17 protein-coding genes and 1 pseudogene are annotated in these 20850 nt (G+C 69.4%); 3 read left to right on the top strand and 15 right to left on the bottom strand.

Annotated elements, in window-relative coordinates:
- Window positions 1-5: 5 nt before the first annotated feature.
- Window positions 6-1172, bottom strand: a complete 1167-nt coding sequence (locus ACFM35_RS02950) for a class I SAM-dependent methyltransferase (protein WP_378838129.1) — start codon at window positions 1170-1172, stop codon at window positions 6-8.
- Between the two features lie 89 nt (window positions 1173-1261).
- On the opposite strand from ACFM35_RS02950, the gene ACFM35_RS02955 reads away from it, so the two are divergent.
- Entirely contained in the window at window positions 1262-1654 is a 393-nt protein-coding gene (locus ACFM35_RS02955) for a DoxX family protein (RefSeq protein WP_378838131.1), read from the top strand.
- Window positions 1655-1718: 64 nt separating this feature from the next.
- Here ACFM35_RS02955 and ACFM35_RS02960 read toward each other — a convergent pair whose 3' ends face one another.
- From ACFM35_RS02960 to ACFM35_RS03005, 10 genes and pseudogenes are all read right to left on the bottom strand, one after another.
- On the bottom strand, window positions 1719-2987 hold the full coding sequence (locus ACFM35_RS02960) for a sugar ABC transporter permease (RefSeq protein ID WP_378838133.1): 1269 nt from the start codon (window positions 2985-2987) through the stop codon (window positions 1719-1721).
- Window positions 2984-3790, bottom strand: coding sequence for an ATP-binding cassette domain-containing protein (locus ACFM35_RS02965; protein WP_378838136.1), 807 nt, complete (start codon window positions 3788-3790; stop codon window positions 2984-2986). The genes ACFM35_RS02960 and ACFM35_RS02965 overlap by 4 nt, the downstream gene beginning before the upstream one ends.
- 86 nt (window positions 3791-3876) lie before the next feature.
- A complete protein-coding gene (locus tag ACFM35_RS02970) occupies window positions 3877-4956 on the bottom strand; it encodes a sugar ABC transporter substrate-binding protein (protein ID WP_378838138.1) in 1080 nt (359 codons plus the stop codon).
- Window positions 4957-5210: 254 nt separating this feature from the next.
- A complete protein-coding gene (locus ACFM35_RS02975; RefSeq protein ID WP_378838140.1) occupies window positions 5211-6467 on the bottom strand; it encodes a sugar ABC transporter permease in 1257 nt (418 codons plus the stop codon).
- Complete coding sequence (locus ACFM35_RS02980; protein WP_378838637.1) at window positions 6464-7405, bottom strand: ATP-binding cassette domain-containing protein; 942 nt, start codon at window positions 7403-7405, stop codon at window positions 6464-6466. The genes ACFM35_RS02975 and ACFM35_RS02980 overlap by 4 nt, the downstream gene beginning before the upstream one ends.
- A 15-nt stretch (window positions 7406-7420) precedes the next feature.
- Window positions 7421-8515, bottom strand: a complete 1095-nt coding sequence (locus ACFM35_RS02985) for a sugar ABC transporter substrate-binding protein (RefSeq protein ID WP_378838142.1) — start codon at window positions 8513-8515, stop codon at window positions 7421-7423.
- Window positions 8512-9699 (bottom strand): ROK family transcriptional regulator, encoded by a 1188-nt coding sequence (locus tag ACFM35_RS02990; protein ID WP_378838145.1) that lies wholly within the window; start codon window positions 9697-9699, stop codon window positions 8512-8514. Before ACFM35_RS02990 ends, ACFM35_RS02985 begins: the two co-directional genes overlap by 4 nt.
- A gap of 23 nt (window positions 9700-9722) precedes the next feature.
- The gene (locus ACFM35_RS02995; RefSeq protein WP_378838639.1) at window positions 9723-10457 is read right to left on the bottom strand and encodes an OST-HTH/LOTUS domain-containing protein; all 735 of its coding nucleotides are present in this window, start codon (window positions 10455-10457) and stop codon (window positions 9723-9725) included.
- A 24-nt stretch (window positions 10458-10481) separates the two neighbouring features.
- Window positions 10482-11042, bottom strand: a pseudogene (locus ACFM35_RS03000) (NYN domain-containing protein); the annotation flags it as partial.
- Window positions 11035-12027, bottom strand: coding sequence for a Gfo/Idh/MocA family protein (locus ACFM35_RS03005; RefSeq protein ID WP_378838148.1), 993 nt, complete (start codon window positions 12025-12027; stop codon window positions 11035-11037). The pseudogene ACFM35_RS03000 and the gene ACFM35_RS03005, both read right to left, overlap by 8 nt.
- Window positions 12028-12091: 64 nt before the next feature.
- Between ACFM35_RS03005 and ACFM35_RS03010 the strand changes: the two genes are divergently transcribed.
- A complete protein-coding gene (locus ACFM35_RS03010) occupies window positions 12092-12787 on the top strand; it encodes an L-ribulose-5-phosphate 4-epimerase (protein ID WP_378838150.1) in 696 nt (231 codons plus the stop codon).
- Window positions 12788-12829: 42 nt separating this feature from the next.
- Here ACFM35_RS03010 and ACFM35_RS03015 read toward each other — a convergent pair whose 3' ends face one another.
- The 4 genes from ACFM35_RS03015 to hrpA form a co-directional block, all read right to left on the bottom strand.
- Entirely contained in the window at window positions 12830-13636 is an 807-nt protein-coding gene (locus ACFM35_RS03015; protein ID WP_378838152.1) for a lysophospholipid acyltransferase family protein, read from the bottom strand.
- A gap of 147 nt (window positions 13637-13783) precedes the next feature.
- Window positions 13784-15163: an O-acetylhomoserine aminocarboxypropyltransferase/cysteine synthase family protein gene (locus tag ACFM35_RS03020; RefSeq protein ID WP_378838155.1), complete on the bottom strand. Its 1380-nt coding sequence runs from the start codon at window positions 15161-15163 to the stop codon at window positions 13784-13786.
- A 110-nt stretch (window positions 15164-15273) separates the two neighbouring features.
- Window positions 15274-16215 (bottom strand): quinone oxidoreductase family protein, encoded by a 942-nt coding sequence (locus tag ACFM35_RS03025; protein WP_378838157.1) that lies wholly within the window; start codon window positions 16213-16215, stop codon window positions 15274-15276.
- Between the two features lie 50 nt (window positions 16216-16265).
- A complete protein-coding gene (gene hrpA, locus ACFM35_RS03030; protein WP_378838159.1) occupies window positions 16266-20285 on the bottom strand; it encodes an ATP-dependent RNA helicase HrpA in 4020 nt (1339 codons plus the stop codon).
- 156 nt (window positions 20286-20441) lie between these two features.
- Here hrpA and ACFM35_RS03035 point away from each other — a divergent pair, with 156 nt between their 5' ends.
- Window positions 20442-20828: a DUF7882 family protein gene (locus tag ACFM35_RS03035; RefSeq protein ID WP_378838162.1), complete on the top strand. Its 387-nt coding sequence runs from the start codon at window positions 20442-20444 to the stop codon at window positions 20826-20828.
- Window positions 20829-20850 lie beyond the last annotated feature (22 nt).

Raw genomic sequence — 20850 nt, forward strand, 5'->3', positions numbered from 1 at the left:
AGGCGTCAAGCCGCCGGGGCGACGGACGCCGTGTCAGGGCGCTCACGCCTGGTCGAGACTGTCACGGTGAACTTGGGGGTGCGGGCCACCTGACGCGTCGGACCGACCAGGCGCTCGAGGGTGGGACGGTGGTTGAGCGCCGAATTCCACACGGTCCACAGCTCGCCTCGGGGCGCCAGCACCCGCGCAGCATCGGCGAACAGTCGCAGGGCGACCCCATCGTGCACGACGGCGCCGATGTGGAACGGTGGGTTCAAGGCGATGAAGTGCGAACTCGCGTCGGGCAGCAGAGCGAGACCGTCGTCCTGCACGACGGTGATGCGATCGGCGACCCCGTTCACCTCCGCGGTCGCCGCGGCGGAGGACACCGCCACGGCCGACTGGTCGCACGCGTACACCCGATGGAAGGGATGATGCAGCGCGAGCCAGGTCGCGACCACTCCCGTTCCGCACGCGAGGTCGACCAGCGAGTGCGGCGCGTCCGGATCCGCGCGGGAGGGAAGCGTTTCGGGAAGGTGCTCCAGGAGCAGCCGCGTCCCGATGTCGATCGACGTGCCGGCGAATGCGCCCCCGAACGCACACACGGTCGGCAAGCCGGGGTGGCGCTCCACGCGCGGCGCCGGGTCCGTGCCGTCGTGCGGGCCGCGTGCGATCAGCACCCGCGACTTCTGTCGAGCGTGCGTCACGTCGACCGTCGTGAAGAACTCCCGCAGCACATCATTCATCGCGACCGTCATGTGCTTGATGCGGCCACCGGCGAACACGATGACATCCGGATCGGCGTGCGCGGCGATCATCCCGGCGACATCGCGGAGCGCGTCGAGCGATCGGGGGAGTCGCAGAAGGACGAGCTTCGCTCCGGTCACGGCCGCGGGGACGTCGGCCTCCGAGGTGAACGAGTTCTCGAGACCCCGCTCGCGTGCGTTCGCCGCCAGAGCGCGCTCACCCGTCAGCGCGTCCTGGTGCACGCGGATGCCGCGCCGTCCGTCGAACGCCGACGCGAGGGTGAGCGCGCCGTAGGCGTCGCCGATCACGCTCACCTCGCCGTCGCCCGCCGATTCACGCGCGGCGGCCGACTCATCGAGCACCAGGCGGTCCGCAGCATCCGACGCCTCCAGCCCGGGCGCTTCGAAGTCGGGACGGCGGCGCAGAGCGGGGAACGGAAAGGACACCCGTCGACGTTACCCGTTCCTTCGCCGGCGATCTCCGTCGGTCGTGTCGACGGTTCGCCGGATCGGTCGACACGCGGTTGACTGGGTACATGAGAGATATCGCTCGCTGGCTGCTGGCAGCCGCACTCGTCTTCGCCGGTGTCAGCCACCTGTTCTGGGCACGCAGAGAGTTCCAGGCACAGGTGCCCGACTGGACGACGGAAGTCTTCCCGATCGACAAGGACGGCGTGGTGGTGGCCTCGGGGGCTGTCGAGATCATGCTCGGCGCGGGCCTCGCGTTGCTGCCGAAGGAGAAGCGACGGATCGGAGCGATCCTCGCCGGATTCTTCGTCGCGGTGTTCCCCGGCAATGTCGAGCAGTACACCAAGAAGCGGGACGGCTTCGGCCTGGACACCGACGCGAAGCGTCTTGCTCGGCTGCCGTTCCAGGCGGTGCTGATCGCCGTGTCGCTGTGGTCGACCCGCGGGGGCGTGCGACGCTGACCCGCAGGAAATGCACGAAGCGCCGGGGACCGAACGGTCCCCGGCGCTTCGTCGGTGCAGGCGGCTAGGTTCGAGAGCCCCCACCCGACCGCAGCCGGGAGAGTGCGTCGACGGTCGCCGCGAGGATCAGAACGCCACCGGTGACCAAGAGGTTGATGCCGGCCGGAAGCCCGAGCAGGCCGAGGCCGTTCGAGATCACCGAGATGACCAGGGCGCCGATGGCCGCGTGGACGAGACGTCCGCGACCGCCGAAGAGGCTGACACCGCCGACGACCGCGGCGGCGACACCGCTCAGGACGATCTCACGTCCGACCGTCGCATCCACCGATCCGACGCGAGCCACGCTGAACAGCGCCGAGACGACGGCCAGTCCGGAGCAGATCACGAAGGCCGACCACTTCACGAGCCGCACCTTGACGCCCGAGCGACGGGCCGCCTCGGCGTTGCCGCCGATCGCATAGATGTAGCGCCCGAACTTCGTGCGGTCCAGCACGAAGGTGCCGATCCACAGGATCGTCAGCACGATCGGGACGATGATCGGCACGCCCTGAACAGCGTTCACGCCCTGCCCGCGGTCGGAGTTCAGTACGAACACCACCACACCGCCGATCACGAGGATTACGGCGAGCTTGATCCAGAGAAGCGAGATCGCACGGTTTGCGACGCCGGCACGAGCGCGGCGTGCGCGGTCCCAGAACGACGTGCCGCCCGAGATCACCAGCATCACCGCGAGCATGACCCATCCACCCCAGACCGGCATGTTGCCGTTTTGGATCGCGAGCAGCTCGGGAACCTCGATGCGGTACAGGCCGCCGGCTCCGATGATGAGCAGCGCCAGACCCTGATAGCCGAGGAACAGGCCCAGGGTCACGACGAACGAGGGGATGCCCACCCTGGCCACGAAGAATCCGATCAGCGCCCCGGTGGCGATGCCGACGAGGAAGCCGATGATCAGCGCGAGAGGCCACGGAAGCCCGAACTGCGAATTGAGGACCACGAACAGCGCCATCGCGACACCGCCGGTGACACCGGCCGAGAGGTCGATCTCACCGAGGAGGAGGACGAACACGAGCGCGATCCCCAGCATCACCAGTGTCGCGGCCTGGTTCAGGAGGTTGGCGAAGTTGCGCTCCGTGAGGAAGAACGGGCTCAGAGCGGAGAACAGCAGGGTGAGCACGACGAGGCCGCCGATGGCGGGGAGGGCGCCCATGTCGCCGCCGCGCACGCGCTGCCACCATGCCTTCATCTGGTCGACGAGTCCGCCTTCCATGCCGCTGCCGATGAGGTCGCTCGACACGGGATCGGGGCCCGCGTTGGTCGTGGTGGTGCTCATGCGGCGCCTCCGGTCGTGATCGTGGTGGTGCCGATGTGCTGGATGCCGCCCATGGTCTTCGTGCCCGTGATGTACCCGACGACGTCGTCGCGCGTGGTGTCCTTCACCTGGATCTGAGCGACCATCTGACCGAGGTAGAGCACGGCGATGTCGTCCGCGACGGCGAAGACGTCCGCGAGGTTGTGGCTGATCAGGACGACGGCGACGCCCTGCGAGGCGAGACGCTCGACCAGGTTCAGCACCTGTTCGGTCTGCGCGACGCCGAGTGCGGCCGTGGGTTCGTCCAGGATCACGACACGCGCCTTCTTGAGCACCGCACGGGCGATCGCGACGGTCTGGCGCTGCCCGCCGGACAGCGACGACACCTTCTGGCGAACGGATTTCACCGTGCGGACGGAGAGCGACCGCAGCGTGTCGGAGGCGTCCTTCTCCATGCGGCCCTCATCGAACGTGCCGGCGGACAGTTCCTCGCGGCCGAGGAACATGTTCTGCACGATGTCGAGGTTGTCGCACAGGGCGAGGTCCTGATAGACGACCTCGATGCCGAAGGCGGCGGCATCGCGGGGGGCGTTCAGGTCGCGGTGCGCGCCGTCGATGAGGACTTCACCCTCGTCGTAGGGCTGCACGCCCGCCAGACCTTTGATGAGGGTTGATTTTCCGGCGCCGTTGTCGCCCACCAGGGCGGTCACCTTGCCGGGGTAGACGTTGAGGTTGACGCCCTTGAGGACGTTCACCGGGCCGAAGGACTTCTTGACGCCGATCAACTGGATGATCGGCTCGAGGGCAGTTGCAGTTTCTGACATGCTCGCTTCCTTGCGTGGAGTCGCACTGGGCACAAAGCGAGGGACGCCGCGCCTGAGTGGCGCGGCGCCCCCCGCTGTTGCGGTGGTTACTTTACGCCGTACTCCGTGCACTTGGCGGCGACGTCGCCCGTGCAGATCTCCGCGGCTGACGCGTCGCCGTTGGCGACGACCGTCTTGACGTCATCGGGTCCGACCAGGACGGGCTCGACCGAGATGTAGGGCGTGCCGTCGTCCAGCTTCTGCGAGGCCGTCGGGGTCTCGCCGGCGAGGAGCTTGGTCGCTACGTCGACAGCGGCATCCGCCTCGAGCGAGACCTGCTTGTACACCGTGGCCGTCTGCCATCCGAGGAGGATGTTCTGCAGACCCGCGACGTTCGCGTCCTGACCCGACACGGCGACGCCGGTCAGGTTGTTGTCCTGCAGCACCTTGATGACGCCGGCGGCGTTGGTGTCGTTGGCCACCCACACGCCGTCGACCTTGCCGCCGAGCGAGGTCAGCGCCTGCTCGAAGTTGGTCTGCGACTTGCCCTGGTCCCACACACCGGCGGGCTCGGCCGCCGGCTTGATGCCGGCCTTCTCCATGACGTCGACAGCGCCGTCGTGGAACATCTTCGCGTTGCCGTCGGTCGGGTCGCCGCCCATGTAGACGACGGTCGCCGTCGCCGGGTCCTTGCCCGCCGTGGCGAGCCCGTCGAGCACGGTCTGGCCCTCGAGCTGGCCGACCTTGAAGTTGTCGAACGAGACGTAGTAGTCCGCGCCGGTGAAGGGGCGGTCGTACGCGACGACCGGGATGCCTTCGCCCTTGGCCTTGGTCGCGACGGCCTCGGCCGCACCCTGGTAGTCCACGAGGAGCATGACGCCGCAGCCTTTGGTGAGCTGCTGGTCGGCGATCGTTGAGTACTTCTGCACGTCGCCCTGTGCGTTCTGGATGTCGACTTCGTAGCCGGCAGCCTCGAGCGCCTTCTGCAGGTACGGACGGTCGAAGCCCTCCCAGCGGGGCGAGGAGGCCGCGTCGGGCAGGATCACGCAGGCACGGCCGCCGGTTGCTTCCGCACCGCCGGATGCGTCACCGCTGGCGGTACCGCCGCTCGAACCCGCACAGCCGGCGAGCAGCATGACAGCCGAGCCGGCGAGGGCAGCGGCTGCGAGGAGTGAAGACTTCTTCATCATTCACCTTTCATCGTTGAAGTGAGGCGACGCCCCAGGTCGTCCTGGCACATTTCGCGCTGTGGTCGATCATCATCCGATCTGCCCTTGGCGTCAAGTCTTGAACGTAACGCTTTGGCAACAGGCGATCGAGAAGCGCGATGCTGCACAATCTGCGCAACGCAGATAGCCTCAGCCGTGCAACATGTCTTCCGTTCCTGAACACAACGCGGGCGGGGTCACCGTCGACTTCTCAGCGTGAACTCAGGAACGCGTCATCCACGACCTGAGGCCGTCCGTGACCTCCGCGACACGGAGTCCACGATGACGGCGAGCACGAGGACGACTCCGGTGATCATGAAGCGCACGGACGAGTCGAGGCTGAGCAGGGTCAGACCAGACGATATCGACTGGATCACCACCACGCCGAGCAGTGCGGCGAACGCCGTTCCGCGCCCCCCGAAAAGACTCGCGCCGCCGATCACCGCAGCGGCGATCGCGTTCAGATTGGTGTCTCCCGCTCCTGAGCTCTGGTTCGCGGCGGCGAGACGGGCGGCCGCCAGAATTCCGCCGACGGCGGCGAGCGTCGTGCACATCGCGAACGCCGAGTAGTAGATCCGGTCCACGCGGATGCCGGCGCGTCGCGCGGCCTCGGCGGATCCGCCGACGGCGTAGACCGCGCGTCCCCACCGGGTGCGCGTGAGCGCGTGGTTGACCGCGACGACCAGCACGAGGAAGAACAGGAACATCACGCCCACACCGCGAGAGAGGTTGAGGTACCAGACGGCCAGGCCGAGAACGGTCAGCAACAGCGCGCTGCGGAGCAGGATCGCGCCCGTGCTCTGGCTCTCGAGATCCGCGGCTGCCCGCCGCCTGGCCCGCGTCGTGAGCGACCAGGCGTATCCGGCGACGCCCAGCACCACCACGGCGTACGACGCCCAGCCCGGCAGGTAGAGCTGCTGCGCGAAGAACACGAGCCACGAGTCGTACGGGAGGTTGATCGACCCCGTGTCGCCGAGCACCCAGAGCTGCAGGCCCTGGAACCCGAGCAGCCCTGCGAGGGTGATCACGAAGCTCGGAACCCCGAATCGCGTGAACAGATACCCGTACAGCAGACCGGCCAGGCATCCGACCGCGACGGCGGCCAGGATCGCGGCGACCGGATTCCACTGCCACTGCACGAAGGTCACCGCCAGCACCGCCGCGGCCAGACCTGAGATCGAGCCGACGGACAGGTCGATCTGCCCGACCAGCAGGACGATCACCACCCCGAGCGTGATGGTGCCGATCGCGGCGCACTGCATCGTCAGATCGACGAGGTTCCTGCTCGAGAGGAACGCCGGATTGAGGGTCTGGAACGCGACCCAGATGACGACGAGACCGGCGATGACGGGCAGTGAGCCGAGGTCGCCTCCCCGGATGCGCGTGAGGAACAGATCGAGAGAGCCCCGGATGCCGGTGGCGGGCGTCGTCGCCACGCTGTCGGTGAATCCGGTCACGGGATTGCCGCGGGAGTCGAAGCCGGTGCTCATCGGGTATCACCACCGGGGGTGTCGCGTCGACGGCGGGAGCGATGGGAGGGGAGCGAGATGATCGGCGCATCGCCGCCGCCGGCGACGTCTGCGGGCTCAGCGGAGGATGATCCCGCCGCGTCATCCGTTCGCGGGACGCGGTCGGTGCCGCGCGCCTCCTGCGCGGCACGTCGGGTCACCGCGTTCTCGCTCGCTCCCGTGATGGCGGAGATCAAGATCTCACTCGTGACGTCCGCGACGTTGTAGACACCGTTGTTGCGTCCGAGGCGCAGCACGACGACGCGGTCGGCGACGGCCATGACATCCGCCATGTTGTGGCTGATCAGGACGACGCCGTGTCCGCGTTCACGCAGCCGTTCGATGAGGTTGAGCACTTCGGCGGTCTGCGCGACCCCGAGCGCGGCGGTGGGCTCGTCGAGGATCACGACGCGGGGTTCGCCGATGAGGGATCGCGCGATCGCGACGGTCTGCCGCTGCCCGCCGGAGAGGGCGGCGACGGGGATGCGCACGGAGGGGATCTTGGCGGAGAGTTCGCGCATGAGGGTCCACGTGCGCTGTTCCATGTCGACCTCGTCGAGTGTCGTCCCGGCGCGGAGCTCGCGGCCCAGCCACAGGTTGGCGACGACGTCGAGGTTGTCGCAGAGCGCCAGATCCTGGAAGACCGTCGCGATCCCGAGCTCCTTGGCATCCACGGGTCCGTTGATCTCGACGAACTCGCCGTCGTACTCGATCGTTCCGCTGTCGGGAGAGTGCACGCCGGACAGCACTTTGACCAGCGTCGATTTGCCGGCGCCGTTGTCGCCGACGAGCGCGACGACCTCGCCCTCGTTCACCCAGAAATCCACGTCGGTGAGAGCGCGCACAGCGCCGAACCGTTTGCCGATGCCGGTCATCGTCAGAACACGCGCGCGCGCACGCCCGGTCTTGGGGTGGGTCATCGACATCTCCGTCGCCTACTCGATGCCGGCAGCCGTGCACGCGGCTGCATAATCCGGGGTGCAGATGTCGTCCGCGGTCCAGAAGCCGTCGGCAATGACTGTATCCGAGATGTTGTCGATGGTGACCGCGACCGGCTCGAGGAGAGTGGCGGGGATGCCGTCGACCTGCGTGGCCGCATCGATCTCGCCTCCGCCGAGCAGGGTGACCGCGGCTTCCGCGGCATTCTCGGCCTGCTGCCGGATCGCCTTGTAGACCGTCATGAACTGATCTCCGGTCAGAATGCGCTGGATCGCCGACAGCTCGGCGTCCTGGCCCGTCACGAGCGGCAGCGGGTCGACGTTCGCGGCCTTCAGTGCGGCGATCGCGCCGCCCGCCGTGCCGTCGTTGGCCGCGTAGACCGCGGAGATGCGGTCGCGGTACTGGGCGATCTGACCGGCCACCCATTCCTGCGCCTTGTCGGGACTCCAGTCGGGGGTGCTGAACTCTCCGAGCACCGTGAGTTCCGTGCCGTCGAGCACGGCGCGGGCACCCTCGCTGAAGAGCGCGGCGTTCGCATCGGTGGGCGAGCCGTTCACCATGAGGATCTCGCCGCGCTCCTCGCCGCGCGCCGCGAGGGCCGCGGAGAGCTCTTCCGCCTGCAGCATCCCCACCTTCTCGTTGTCGAACGAGATGTAGTAGGCGATGTCACCCCCGGCGACCAGCCGGTCATACGAGATCACCGGCACTCCGCGCGAGTTCGCCTCGGTCACGATGCTGACGGCGGCCTTGGCGTCGACGGGGTCGAGGACGATCACGCCGGCCCCGTTGGCGAGCGCCGACTCCGCCTGCTGCTGCTGCTTCGCGGCGTCCTGGTCGGCGTTGGAGTACAGGACGTCGTAGTCTCCGAGCTGCTCGACCTTCGCGGTGAAGATCGGCCGATCGAACGTCTCGTAGCGCGCCGTCTTGACGTCGGGCAGCAGCAGGGCGATCTTGCCGTCGGTCGTGCCGGCAGGACTGCACGCGAGGAGACCGGTGGTGAGCGCGCCGGCCATCACGGCGACGGCGACGGTGCGCCGGAGGAAGGAACGCGATCCCGTTCGCTGCGGGATCGTGGTGCGCGGCGTGATCACGCTGAGAACGGGAGCGCCTCGGCGTCCACCGTGACGTGGTCGAGGGCGATGGCGATCGCTCCGCGGGCCTCCGCCCACTCGCCGAACGAAGCGCCGACGATCTCGGGCCGACCGCTTTCGGACGCCAGCGCGCTGCGATCGAGCGAGTGCCGCATCGGAGCCATGAGTATCTCGCCCGCCTGGGCGAGCTCGCCCCCGACGATGATCAACTCGGGGTCGAAGAGGTTGCACAGGCTCGCGGCGGCGATGCCGATGTGCCGACCGGCGTCGGCGATCACGCGGCGTGAGCTGCCGTCACCCTCGTCGGACGCCTGCAGCAGATCCTTCAGGCGATGCATCCCCTCGGAAGGCGGGAAGAGCGAGAGCAGCGCCGGGCCGGCGGCGAACGTCTCGAGGCAGCCGCGATTGCTGCACCGGCAGATCGGACCGTTCTCGTCGATCGTGACGTGGCCGATCTGACCGGCTTTGCCGTTGACTCCGCGGAACAGGTCTCCGCCGACGATCAGCCCGGCGCTGATGGTGTGGCCCACGCGGATGAAGACCGAGGACGAGACGTCCCGACTGCTGCCCTCGCGTGCTTCGGCGAGACCGCCCAGGTTGGCCTCGCTGTCGACGAACACCGGGCGCTCGATCCGCGCCATCAGGCGTTCCGCGATGTCGACACCTTCCCAGCCTCGGAGCAGGCCGGGGGTGGACACGGCACCCGTGCGGGGGTCGATCGAGGCGGGGATCGCGAGTCCCACCGCCAGCAGATCGGCGAGAGAGCCGCCGAGGGATTCCATCATGTCGCTGAGAAGGATGCTGAGACGGTCGAGCTCCGCATCGTGCCGGTGATCCAGCGGCAGGGGGAGGGAGGTCTGACTGATGATCGTCCGCGTGACGTCCGCGATCGCGATGTGCAGCTGCCTCGAGCTGAAGTGCACACCTGCGACGAGGCCGAGCTGACGCGCGAGTGAGACGAGCGTCGCACGTCGACCGCTCCGCAGGGTGAACGAGGTGTGCAGAAGCCCCGACGCGGTGAGCTCCTTGACGATGTTCGAGACGGTGGCCGGCGAAAGCCCGGTCGTTCCGGCCAGTTCCACCTGCGTCAAACGCCCATGCCTCTTGAGCGACTCCACGAGACGTGCTCGGTTCGCTTCGCGCAGTGAGGACTGCGATCCGGGTGGGGCGTTGAGGCGGGCCACGAGGGTCACTTTACCCTCCGGCCTCACTCGCGGTCGGAATCGCGCAATCTGACGAGGCGTTCGTGACCGGTCTCCTCGAGCTCGGCCACCGACTCGCGCGCCTTCACGAAGTCGGAGAACGTGCGGTATCCGAGGGCCTTCTCGCTGAAGGAGGGGTCCATCCGGCGCATGTGCGTCTTGACCGCCGAGCTGTGCAGCCACTCGGTGTCGTCCTTGTCGTGTCCGAGTCGCAGAGCCCGCACGAGCAGGGCGGTCGCCGTCTCGTGCCGGTCCTCGACGGGCTCGTCGCCCTGATCGTCCTGCTGCTCCGCGGGATCCTCCGCGGGAGCAGCCGTGGTCGCCGCGGCGACCGACGTCGAGGTCGCCCGGCGATTGGCGCGCTTGCGCGGCGGTGCGGCCTCGGCGCCCTCGGGAGCGTCGTCCGCGGCGATCACCGTGCCCGTCGGGCCGCCGGCCGAGGAGAACGCCGGCAGGTCCACGACAGGGGTCGCACTCGGCTCCTCCGTCGTGGCGGCACCGTCGCTGACGGGCGCGGGGGGGTTCTTCGCGCCCCGGCCCTGCTTCCGAGCGGGACCGGTCTTCGCCTCGGCGGTGTCGGTCGCCTCGGCGTGCACCACATCTGCGGTCGAGGAATCGGAGGGCGCGGCATCCGGAGCCACCGCTTTGGCAGTGGACTTGCCGCGGCGACTGCCCGAGGTGCGGGTCTTGGGAGCGGCCGACGGCTCGGCTTCGGCTGCCGACGCGGCGGGCGCTGTCATCGCCGGACCGCGCACGATGGCGGGGACTCCGGGCAGCGAGTCGTAGGCTTCGAACTCGTCGCAGGCGGCGGCGAGCGACTTCGCGGTCGAGCCCGCGACGCCGACACCGATCACGTAGCGGCCCAGGCGCTTGCAGCGCTGTGCGAGCGGAACATAGTCCGAGTCGCCGGCCACGATCACCACGTGGGTAAGGTCGGGGAGGCGGAACATGTCCTCCACCGTGTCGACCGCGAGGCGGATGTCGGCGCCGTTCTTCGCATAGGCGGCCGCCGGGAACAGCTGCACCAGGTCGACCGCCCGGGCGACGAGCTGCGAGCGGTAGATCGCGTTCACGGGCGAGGACCAGTCGGCGTAGGCCCGCGTCAGCACGAGGGTGCCGAACGAGGCGGCGTAGTCGATGATCGCGCCGACGTCGATCGTGGCGGCCGCCAGGCGCGCCGCGATCTCGGGGTCGTTCGAGTTCTCGATGATGCGCGACCGGTCGCGCGAATACGAGTTGCGTCCGTGCACGCGGTCGTACCAGGACATCACGATGTTGTCGAAGTCGAGATAGACGGCGACGCGGCCGCCGTTGAGATCAGCCATGGGTGTTCTCCCCGGGATAGGTGACGCCGATCGCGGCGCGGATGTCGTCGAGGGTGCCCATGATCTGCACGCTCTGTGCCAGGGGGAGGATGTCGCTGTCGCGACGGCCCTCGGAGATGATGCGTTCGGCCTCCAGCGCCTGGTACTGCATGCCCCGGCCGTCGACGTGCGACGCGAATTCCTCGAGGACCTCGCCGTCGGGTGTCGTGACGCGGAAGGAGGTGGCGGAGTACCAGACCCGGTCGATGTCGATGCGGGCTTCGGTGCCGACGATGTGTGCGGTGTTGGGTCCGGCGCCGCGCGAGGAGGAGATCGTGGTCGAGACCGCGCCCGAGGCGTGCGAGAAGATCGTCGCCACCTCGGTGTCGGCCCCGGTCTCGGCGAGCCGCGCGGTCGCGCCGACCGTCGTCGGAGCGCCGAGGATGTCCCACATGAACGAGACGGGGTAGATGCCGAGGTCGAGCAGGGCGCCCCCGCCCAGCTCGAGGGCGTTCAAGCGGTGCGTGGGATCGGAGGAGATCTTCTGCGTGTGATCGGCGAACACCGTGCGGATCTCACCCAGCGTGCCTGCGGCGATGATCTCCCGGATGCGGCGCATGTGCGGAAGGTAGCGGGTCCACATCGCCTCCATGACGAGCAGTCCCCGCTCCTCGGCCGCGGCCCGGATCGACTCCGCCTCGGCGCGGTTGAGCGTGAAGGGCTTCTCGACGAGGACGTGCTTCCCGTGTTCGAGCAGCAGCAGGGCGTTCTCCGCGTGCGAGGGGTGCGGAGTGGCGACGTAGACGATGTCCACGTCGGGGTCGGCGGCGAGCTCCTCGTAGGAGCCGTGCGCGCGAGGGATGCCGAACTCGGCCGCGAAGCCCTCCGCGGCCTCCGCTCGACGCGAGCCCACGGCCACGACGTCGAGTCCCGCGGTCTTCAGGTCGCGTGTGAAGGCGTGGGCGATGCCGCCCGTGGCGAGGATTCCCCAGCGCAGTCCAGTCATCATTCCAGCGTACAGATGACGGGCGGCGGTGGTGGCGGCATCCGACCATCGGTATCCTGCAGATGTGACCGGTGACATTCCAGGCATCGACGCCGCGCGCGAGAACGTCGCCGCTTTGCACGCCGAACTCGTCCGATACGGGCTGATCGTCTGGACGGGGGGAAACGTCTCGGGCCGTGTGCCCGGGGAAGACCTCTTCGTGATCAAACCCTCGGGCGTGTCGTACGACGACCTCACGCCGGAGAACATGATCCTCTGCGACCTCGACGGCAACGTCGTTCCGGGGTCTTCCGGCAGCGAGCGGGCACCGTCGAGCGACACCGCCGCCCACGCGTACGTCTACCGGCACATGCCGGACGTCGGGGGGGTCGTGCACACGCACTCCACCTACGCCGTCGCCTGGGCCGCTCGCGGGGAGGAGATCCCGTGCGTCATCACGGCGATGGCCGATGAGTTCGGCGGACCGATTCCCGTGGGACCGTTCGCGATCATCGGTGACGACTCCATCGGCAAGGGCATCGTCGACACCCTCACCGGACATCGCTCCCGCGGCGTGTTGATGCAGAATCACGGACCGTTCACGATCGGCGCGACCGCGAAGGACGCGGTGAAGGCCGCCGTCATGCTCGAAGACGTTGCCCGCACCGTGCACATCGCCGCGCAGGCGGGCCCGTTGCTGCCCATCCCGCAGTCCGCGATCGACAGCCTCTACCACCGGTACCAGAACGTCTACGGACAGGCATCCGACGAGCGACGCTGACGCTCACGTGGCATCGGGCCGCCATGCGGCGCACCCGATGCGTCAGGTGCCGGTCTTCTCGGCGCGGGCGGCCGCCTTTCGCCGCTGTCGCTCCGCCTCCGCGGCCGCCGCGGCGGCGGGAGTGGGGGCGGCGCCGCCCAGATGCGCGGGTTGCCACCACTTCCCCGTGCCCGACGTCGGATACGCCGCCTGTGCGTCGTCGAGCAGCGCCTGCAGATGAGAGCGCAGTTCTGCCGTCTTCTCGGCGGGGTCATCGGACGAGTCCGCCGGGAGCGGGGCGCCCACAGAGACGTGGATCGGGGCGCGGAAGGCCTCAGCGAACGACGATTTGTGGTTCTTGGTCTTCAGGAGCTGTCCACCCCAGACCACGATCGGGATGACGGGTACGCCGGCGTCGGCGGCCATGCGCACCGCCCCGGTCTTGAGCTCGCGCACGACGAACGAGGCGCTGACACCTGCTTCCGGGAAGACCCCGACAAGCTCTCCCTCCTTCAGCGCCCGCACGGCATCGGCGTACGCGTCCCGCCCTGCCCCGATCTCCACCGGGATGTGCCGCATCTGCTTCAGGAGCCAGCCCACGACCGGTTTGTCGGCAGCCCGCCGGGTCACCATGAACCGGGTCCGGCGCCGGGTACGGAGCCACGTGATCCACTCGACCAGTGCGAAGTCCATGTAGCCGAAATGGGTGATCGCCAGAACCGCGGCGCCCGTGGCGGGAAGCGATTCCGCCCCGGAGACCGTCGGTCGTAACCGGAGGACGCCGCCGAAGAAGACGCGCCCCACACCGACGGCGAGCGAGTAGACCGGTTCGCGGTCGCGTTTCGGCCTGCCGGTGCGGTCCCTGTCCATGGTTCCTTTGTACCCCGAGAGAGAAAGGGCTTCGCGACCCTTCCCGTCCTCGTCGTCATCGGGTATGGGTCCGTGGCGCGCGGGTCGACGGCGGTGAGGGCGGTTGAGCTCCGGCTCCCACGGAGACGGGGACACGGTGGCTGCGGCTCAGCGCAGTTCGCTGTGACGAGGCGCGGCCGAAGCGCCGGGGTGCTCCGCGTAGGCGGCGTCGAGTGACTGCGTGAGGTCGGCGATCACGTCGGCGACATCTTCGAGGCCGATCGACAGACGAATGGTCGTCGGGCTGATGCCCGCTTCGCGCAACTGATCCGCGTCGAGGTGACTGTGGGTCATCGAGGCAGGGTGCGAGACCAGGCTGCGGGCATCGCCGATGTTGGCGACCAGCCGGATGACGCGAAGCCCATCGATCACGTGCTCGACGCGCGACTCGTCGAGCAGGGCGTCACCCGAGGGCGCGAGGTCGAAGGCGAACACCGAGGACGCCCCGCGGGGGAGCACGCGCGCGGCCGTGGCGTGCCAGGGACTCGACTCGAGTCCGGGGTGGTGCACGACAGAGACCGCCGGATGGTCGGCGAGAAAGCGGGCCACCGCGAGCGCGGAGTCGCTGTGGCGTCGCATCCTGAGATCGAGCGTCTCGAGACCCTGAAGGAACTGGAAGGAGTTGAAGGCGGAGAGCGTCGGGCCGAAGTCGTGGACGTACTTCGTCTTCAGCCAGACCGCGAGCGCCTGCCCCTCCGCGCCGAACCGCTTCCAGAGCGATGAGCCCCCGATGCGGGCGAACGGCGCGGTGAATTGCGGCCACCGTTCCGGGTCGGCGCCGAAGTCGAAGGAACCGAGGTCGACCACGACCCCTCCCAGCGACGACCCGTGACCGCCGATGTACTTCGTTGCCGAGTGCACGACGATGTCGGCGCCGAACTCGCCGGGGCGGACCAGGTAGGGGGTGGCGACCGTGTTGTCGACGACGAGCGGCACGCCCGCGGCGTGCGCGATGTCGGCGACCGCCCGGATGTCGAGGACCGCGGCGAGCGGGTTGGTGATCGACTCGGCGAAGAAGAGCCTGGTCTCGGGTCGCACGGCCGCCGCCCACGCCGAGAAGTCGTCCTGATCGACGAAGGTGGTGGAGATGCCGAGGTCGGCGAGGGACTCTTGCAGCAGATCGATCGTGCCGCCGTACAGCTGCCGCGCCGCGACGACATGATCGCCTGCCCGGGCGAGCGCGAGGACCGCGCCCGCGGTCGCCGCCTGCCCCGAGGCCACCGCCACGGCGGACGTGCCGCCCTCGAGCTGCGCGATGCGTGCTTCGAAGACGAGCTGCGTCGGATTCGCGTTGCGGCTGTACACGTTGCCCACCGTGCGCACCGCGAAGAGGTCGCGTGCTTCGGCCAGCGACCCGAACTCGTAGGCGTTGGACTGGTAGATCGGAGTGATCGCCGGGTTCTGGGCGACGCCCGCGGAATACCCGGCCTGCACCTGCGTGGTCGCGAACGACGGCGAGGGCGGGCGCGGGTCGGTCGGATCGGTCATCTCAGCATGGTGGCACGGGCCGTTCCGGGCGGGAAATGCTGTGACACTCTGTGTCGGTCGGTGTGGCGATGCACCCGCGCCGAGGCGTCCCGCGATGGGAGCTGCGGACGCTACGGAACGAGGGTGATCTTGCCGTCCACGCCGTCATGCAGCGCCGTGTGGGCGGCGGATGCCTCGGCCAGAGGGAACGACGGTCCGACCTCGACCGAGAACGCATCGGCGGCCATGAGTGCGAGTGTCGCGGGGATCGCCTCGGCGCGCCAGACGGCCTGCTGCGGGGTCAGCGGCGTGGGCGCCCCACCGGCGAACGCGCGGATGCCGAAGGATGCGGCATCCGCCCCCCGCACGATCGTGGCGATGCGCGTCTTGTCGGCGAGGAGATCGACGGACGATTGCAAGGCCTCGTCGGTGCCGGCGGCGTCGATCACGACGGTCACCCCCTGCGGTGCCGCCGACCGTACGCGGTCGGCGAGACCTTCGCCGTAGGCGACGGGAACGGCGCCGAGCGCACGGATACGGTCGAAGCGGCGCTCGGACGACGTCGCGAGGACCGTCGCTCCCCAGAGGACGGCGTACTGGATGAGCGCCTGGCCGACGGCGCCCGAGCCGCCGTGCACGAGGAGGGTGTCTCCCGCGCGCACATCGAGGGATCGGGCGGCCTGGTAGGCGGTGCCGACCGGGATGCCGATCGCGGCACCCTCCGCTGCCGACACCTGCGGCGGGCGGGGCCATGCCCGGGAGGCGGAAAGCGCGATGTCCGTCGCGTAGGTGCCCTGGACGCCCGTGAACACGACCGCATCACCGACACGGAACCCGTCGACGCCCGAGCCGACGGCCGTGACGACGCCCGAGCCGTCGCTGCCGACGCGCCGCGGCGTCGTGATCGGGTCGGAGGCCCGCAGGCCACTGCGCAGCTTCGCGTCTATCGGGTTGGCGCCGGCCGCCTCGACGCGGACGGCGATCTCACCGTCGCCGGGCCGGGGGTCGGCGACCTCCTGCAGCGTGAGGACCTCGGGTCCGCCGAACTCGGTGTGGACGATCGCGTGTGCCATGCCGTTCGAAACCGCGTCCCGTCGGGCGGTATTCCCGCGCCCGGGTCGGGTCAGCGATCGGCCAGGGCCTTGGATATGCGCTGCAGCGACACCGGCTCGGCCGTTCCCAGACGCTGGGCGAAGAGGCTGACGCGGTACTCCTCGAGCAGCCACCGGGCGTGCGCGAGCGACGCGGGCGCATCCGAGGGGAGGGGGATCGTGCCGCCGGCCTCGGCGTACAGCGCGCCCGCGCGTTCGAACTCGGTCATCCGCTGGCGGTCGCGCCCGGCGTTGTCGGACAGCGATGCGACGCGATCCAGCACACCCTGCAGATAGCGCGGCAGGTGGCCCAGGCGCTCCAGCCCGGTGCGCGCCACGAAACCCGGGAAGATCAACCCGCCGAGCTGCGCGCGGATGTCGCCCAGCGCGCCCAGGAGGATGAGCGAGTTCTGCGCACGGACGGCGCGATCGGCGTCGCGCGCGAGTGTGAGGATGCGGGCGCTCAGCGACACCGCGCCGAACAGATCGTCGACCATCGCCGCGGACAGCTCGGCGCGCACGTCCTCGAACTCCGCCTTCGTCCGCAGCACTCCGTCGCCGTGGCGCGACAGGACGGCGTCGGCGACCGCCGTGCGGGCATCTTCGATGAGCGCCTTCGCCGACGCATACGGGGAGGTCGCCAGAGCGAGCTTCTCGCTCGAGGTCAAGTGCTCCTGCACGTAGGAGGTGGGGGAGGGTACGGCCAGGAGGAGGAGACGGCGAACCCCCGCACGTGTCTGCCGCGCGGCATCCTGCGCCGTCGTCTCGATGCGGATGGCGACGCTCTGACCCTCGTCGGCGAGCGCGGGGTAGCCGCGGACGATGCCTCCCGCCACACGCGTGTCGACGACCTCCGGGAGGTCGTCGAACGACCATTGCACCAGTCCGGAGCGCTCGCGCAGCGAAGTGGACGGGACGGATGCTGCGGCCGCGGGCGACGAACCGGGAGCGGGGCGACCAGAGTCGGCGCGCTGCAGCGAGCGCGCCACCGTGGTGCGGGCCCTGCCCGCGAGCTGCTCCTGGAGTGCCCGCAGGTCGCGATCGGAGCCGACGGGGCGCCCACGATCGTCGACCGCGCGGAACGAGACCTGCAGGTGGCCGGGGACGCGTTCGCCGTCGAAATCGGCGGCGGTCACCGGCTGGCCGGCGGCTCGCCGGACAAGAAGGGCCAGGGCGTCGCGCAGCGCCGTTTCGGGTATGCCGTCGTGCGCCTCGGGCCCGAGTCCCGCGAGCTCCTCCGAGAACCGCGTCGCCCAGTCCGCCGCCGGTACGACGTGCCTCCGGATCGCCTTCGGCAGCGCGCGCAGCAGCGCTGTCACCAGCTCGTCGCGCATGCCCGGCACCTGCCAGTCGAAGCCGTCGGGACGCAGCTGAGCGAGAAGGGCCAGCGGCACGATGACGGTGACGCCGTCGTCGGGAGCGCCGGGTTCGAAGCGGTAGCTCAGGGTGAGCACCTGGTCGCCCTGACGCCAGCGTGCGGGGAAATCCCGTTCGTCGGTGCGGGCCGCTTCGTCGCGCAGATCGGCCTCGGTGAGGTCGAGGAGACGCGGTGTCCGCGACGACGCGTCGGTCCACCAGGCCTCGAACGACCGCGCGTCGAAGATGTCGCGCGGGAGGCGGGCGTCGTAGAACGCGAAGACGGCTTCGTCGCCGACGAGGATGTCGCGACGGCGCTCGCGCTCCTCGATCTTCTCCAGACGCCGGCGCTGCTCCAGGTTGCGGCGCAGGAAGGCGGTCAGGCGCTTATCGAGGTGCGACGGGTCCCAGTCCTCTTCGACGAGGGCGTTGCGGATGAACAGTTCGCGCGCGAGGGGCTGATCGAAGCGCGCCAACTGGACGCGGCGGCGCGGAATGATCTCGACTCCGAACAGCGTGACCTTCTCGGCGGCGACCGCAGCCCCGGCATCTTTCGACCAGTGCGGATCGCCGAGCTGCCGCTTGACGAGGTCGCCCGCGAGGGGCTCGGCCCACTCGGGGTCGATGGCGGCGACCGAGCGTCCGAAGAGCCGAGACGTCTCGACGAGCTCCGCCGCCATCACGGCGGCGGGGCGCTTCTTCTTGAGCCCCGAGCCGGGGAAGATCGCGAAGCGTGCGCCACGGGCCCCCAGGTATTCGCCGGGTGCCGTCCGTCCGCGGTTCTCCCCGCGTGCGGTCGTCGTGCGCGCCGCAGGCGCCGAGCGCTCGTCGAGGATTCCGATGTGCGACAGCAGGCCGGAGAGTATCGCCTTGTGGATCGCGTCGGCATCCGCGCCGCCGTCGGCCGCGCCGATCGACGCGCGCTCCCCTCCGCCGTGGACGAGCGAGCGCAGCTGCCTGTGCACGTCGACCCATTCCCGGACGCGCACGTAATTGAGGTGCTCCGCGCGGCACAGACGTCGGAAAGCGCTGGAGCCGAGACTCGACTGCTGCTCCTGGAGGTGGTTCCAGAGATTGAGGAGGCTGAGGAAGTCGCTCGTCGGGTCGGTGAACCGCGCGTGCAGCCGGTCGGCCTCCTCCCGCCGATCCTCCGGACGCTCACGGACGTCCTGGATCGACATGCCCGCAACGATCGCCATCACGTCCGACAGGACGCCGGTGCGCCGGGCCTCCAGCAGCATGCGGGCGAACCGGGGGTCGATGGGCAGTCGGGCGATCTCCCGGCCGAGGGCCGTGAGCGTGGGCGTGCGCCCGTCGGCGCGACCCGCCGGCAGCGAGACCGCACCCAGCTCGACGAGCAGGTCGAACGCCGCCTTCACCCCTCGGGAGTCGGGCGGAGTGAGGAACGGGAACGCGGCGATGTCACCGAAGCCGAGCGACAGCATCTGCAGAATGACCGACGCCAGGCTGGTGCGCAGGATCTCGGGCTCGGTGAACTCGGGGCGCTTGTCGAAGTCGTCCTCCCCGTACAGCCGGATCGCGATGCCCGGTGCGGTTCGACCTGCGCGGCCCGCACGCTGCTGCGCCGAGGCCTGCGAGATCGCCTCGATGGGCAGCTGCTGGATCTTCGTGCGGTTGCTGTACCGCGAGATGCGCGCCGTGCCGGTGTCGATCACGTAGCGGATGCCCGGCACCGTGAGGCTCGTTTCGGCCACGTTGGTGGCGAGGATCACGCGGCGCCGCACGCCGGGGAGGGTGGAACGCTCGAAGACGCGGTGCTGCTCCGCCGCGCTCAGGCGCCCGTACAGCGGCAGCACCTCGGTGGGCGCGGCATCCTTCGCGTACGCGCCCCGCACCGCCTCGGCGGCGTCGCGGATCTCCGCCTCGCCGGGGAGGAAGACCAGCACGTCGCCCGCGGCCTCGCGGTCGAGCTCGCGCAGCGCCTCGACGATCGCGTCGACGTCATCGGGGGGATCCTCGCGCAGCGGCCGCCTCGTGGCCTTCGCCACCGGACGATCGGTGCGGGGAGCCCGCGCGGGAGCGGGCGCGTCATCCGAGTCGTCGTCGTCCGAGTCGTCGTCACCGCCGTCGGTACCGCGGTAGCGGACCTCGACCGGATAGGTCCGGCCCGACACCTCGATGATCGGCGCCGGAACACCGGCCCTGTCTGCGAAGTGGGCGGCGAAGCTCTCCGGGTCGATCGTGGCGGAGGTGATGATGACCCGCAGGTCGGGGCGGCGGGGGAGGATGCGGCGCAGGTAGCCGATCAGGAAGTCGACGTTGAGCGACCGCTCGTGAGCCTCGTCCACGATGATCGTGTCGTAGCGCCGGAGCAGCCGGTCGCGGTGGATCTCGTTGAGGAGGATGCCGTCGGTGAGCAGGGCGATCCGGGTGTTTTCCGAGACCTTGTCGGTGAACCGCACCTTGTAGCCGACGGTCGTCCCGAGAGGCACCTCCAGCTCCTCGGCGATGCGCTCGGCGATCGTGCGCGCGGCGATCCGCCGCGGCTGAGTGTGCGCGATGCGGGTGCGTCCGAGCTCGAGGCAGATCTTCGGCAGCTGCGTCGTCTTGCCCGAACCGGTCGCGCCGGCCACGATCACGACCTGGTTGTCGCGGATGGCGCGCGCGATCTCCTCGCGGGCCGCGCTGACGGGCAGCTCCGGCGGGTACGAGATCACAGGTTCCAGCGCAGACATAGCCTTCCATCTTACGTCGCCGGCGCGCCCGAACACGTGACGCCGACGTCGTGATCGGTGGAGAACCGGCAGGAGTGCGGATCGCGGATCTCGCTTTGCTATTTAGCTAGTTTGATTAGATACTTATCGAACTAGCCAAATCGAAAGGCACTCACGATGGGCACACTGCTGTATGGGAACGGTTCTGCGATCCCCGTGGATGACCGCACGCTGGAACACCTCCGCCTGGCGATGGCCGTGCGTCTGCGCCGCGGGGAGTCGTTCATGGTGAGCTTGCCGATCGACGACATCGGCATCGGATCGCGGAGGAACCTCTGGATCTCTCCCGCGGTCCCGCTGCAGTTCATCTCGGTCGGCAGCCGCGTCCCGGCGATGAACAGGCTCTGGGTGCAGGCCATGGGTGAGAGCGAGGACTCGACGGGGACGCTGACCGTCATGCCCGAGAACGACGCCGCCGCCTACCTCGAGCGCAAGCACATGCGGGTGATGAACCAGCTCGCGGGGTCGGAGATGCCGCGCGAAGAGGTCCGCGCCGCGAGCTGAACGTGACCGCCCCGAAGGAAAG

The organism is Microbacterium songi, from assembly GCF_042747925.1.
Taxonomy (GTDB): Bacteria; Actinomycetota; Actinomycetes; order Actinomycetales; family Microbacteriaceae; genus Microbacterium.